Annotated in this window: 4 protein-coding genes; 2 read left to right on the forward strand and 2 right to left on the reverse strand. The window is 58.3% G+C overall.

Going from position 1 to position 1,644, the window contains the following annotated elements; translation table 11 throughout:
• Window positions 1-432 (reverse strand): LysR family transcriptional regulator (locus HLUSI_RS0102340; RefSeq protein WP_016832448.1); only part of this gene is annotated, 432 nt, incomplete at its 3' end.
• A 246-nt stretch (window positions 433-678) separates the two neighbouring features.
• On the opposite strand from HLUSI_RS0102340, the gene HLUSI_RS0102345 reads away from it, so the two are divergent.
• Both HLUSI_RS0102345 and HLUSI_RS0102350 read left to right on the forward strand, forming a co-directional pair.
• Window positions 679-930 (forward strand): DUF6139 family protein, encoded by a 252-nt coding sequence (locus HLUSI_RS0102345; protein WP_016832449.1) that lies wholly within the window; start codon window positions 679-681, stop codon window positions 928-930.
• A 19-nt stretch (window positions 931-949) separates the two neighbouring features.
• Entirely contained in the window at window positions 950-1,183 is a 234-nt protein-coding gene (locus HLUSI_RS0102350) for a hypothetical protein (protein ID WP_016832450.1), read from the forward strand.
• Window positions 1,184-1,237: 54 nt separating this feature from the next.
• Here the strand turns inward: HLUSI_RS0102350 and HLUSI_RS0102355 are convergent.
• Window positions 1,238-1,644 (reverse strand): GGDEF domain-containing protein (locus HLUSI_RS0102355; RefSeq protein ID WP_029363030.1); only part of this gene is annotated, 407 nt, incomplete at its 5' end.

Raw genomic sequence — 1,644 nt, forward strand, 5'->3', positions numbered from 1 at the left:
TTCGGACAGGCGCAGGTCGAGGGTGATGTCCGGATGCTGGCGCGCGATGCGGTTGATGACCGGCAGCAGGTAGGTGTGCGCCAGCGTGCTTGGCGCAGTGATGCGAACCACGCCGCTCAGGATTTCGTCGTTGCGATGATTGTTGTCAAGAAACAAATCGTCGAGTGCGTTGATCGACAAGCGTGCGCGATGCATGAGCCGTTCGCCGAAGGCGGTGATGCGCACCTGGCGCGTGTTGCGGTGGAACAGCACTTCGCCGAAGGCAGCTTCCAGTTCCTTGACGGCGCGCGTCACGACCTGCGGCGAGATGCCCAGGCGCACCGCTGCTTCGCGGAAATTGGCGCTTTCCGCAGCCATGCAGAAAATCCTCAGTTGCTCGATGCGGTTCAGCTTGCTCTCCCATGTTCCCGGCTGGTCCGGCAGTGACGGCATTATTCCATAATCAGGAATCTGCGGCATTTGCAGATAAATCGATGCAAATGTTCTATGGTGAAGAAGGCGGCCGCCAATGTGCGTGGCCCGCGTGGAAATCCCGGAAAAGAGGGGGCGGATATAGAAGAAAAATGGGGTTGAACTAAAGATTTTTACCCTAGTCCCACAAAAAGATGCGGGCAAAAAAGCTAGTGCTCCATTCGAGATTTATCCGATAGTGCTTGGCAAACCGGCAAGGGAGAAACAATGAAAGTGGATGTCTACAAAAGAACCGAAGAAAACGATCTCTGTTCGTATCTGGTGGTGCCGCATGAAAGACCTTTGCCTCAGGAAGTGGCCAGCACCGAATGGCTGGTGCATGAGCTGGACGTGGATTTCGAGCGTACCGGCAAGGCCCATTTCACGCTCGACCCTGACGACGCCTTCCAGCAGATCGGTGAAAAGGGCTACGCCATCAGCCATCTGAACGATCGCACCAAGGATGGCAACGTCCACTAGTCATCCAAAGGAGACCATCATGCCGATCGAACAGCTGGGCGACTATGAAGTCGAGTATTCGGGCGTCAAACTGCCGACCGACCACGGCGACTGGGCCGCCAACGTGGCGATCTTCGGCCCGTCGGCCAATCCCATGCATCGCAATCCCGTGTTTCCCTCGCAGCGCGTGCTGATCGATACCGTATTCCCCGATGAAAAATCGGCGGAACAGGAGGCGCGCAAAGCGGCGGTGGCGATGCTGGAACATCGCTGATCGACTTCAGTCAGGAAATTGATTCGGTAATTCAATGATGCAGTGGCGGCGACCTCATCCCGGTTCAAAAGCAGCCGGGATGTCGTCGTCTGCGCTGCAAACCTGGTTGCGACCGCGCGCCTTGGCGGTATAGAGCGCCTTGTCTGCGGCGCTGACCAGGTCCAGCAGATTGCAGGTCTTGGTCGGCACGCTGGCCTGTACGCCGACGCTGACCGTCACGATACCGGTCGGATTCTTGCCGTGCGGGATATTGAGTGCGCGCACGCCGGCGCAGATTTTTTCGGCCACGCTGATGGCGCCCTTGAGATCGGTGTTGGGCAGCAGGATGGCGAATTCCTCGCCGCCGTAGCGCGCCGACAGGTCGCCCGGACGATTCATCTTGATCAGCTTGCCGATCTTTTGCAGGCAGACGTCGCCGGCCGGATGGCCGTAGGTGCCTGCGTCAGTTGCGGCCAGCGCTT

The sequence above is a fragment of the Herbaspirillum lusitanum P6-12 genome (assembly GCF_000256565.1).
In the GTDB taxonomy this organism is placed as follows: Bacteria; Pseudomonadota; Gammaproteobacteria; order Burkholderiales; family Burkholderiaceae_D; genus Herbaspirillum; species Herbaspirillum lusitanum.

What these genes read in the sequence shown, in the direction of transcription:
- HLUSI_RS0102345 (WP_016832449.1), top strand. Translation starts at nt 679, where the DNA reads ATGAAAGTGGATGTCTACAAAAGAACCGAAGAAAACGATCTCTGTTCG.
- HLUSI_RS0102350 (WP_016832450.1), top strand. Translation starts at nt 950, where the DNA reads ATGCCGATCGAACAGCTGGGCGACTATGAAGTCGAGTATTCGGGCGTC.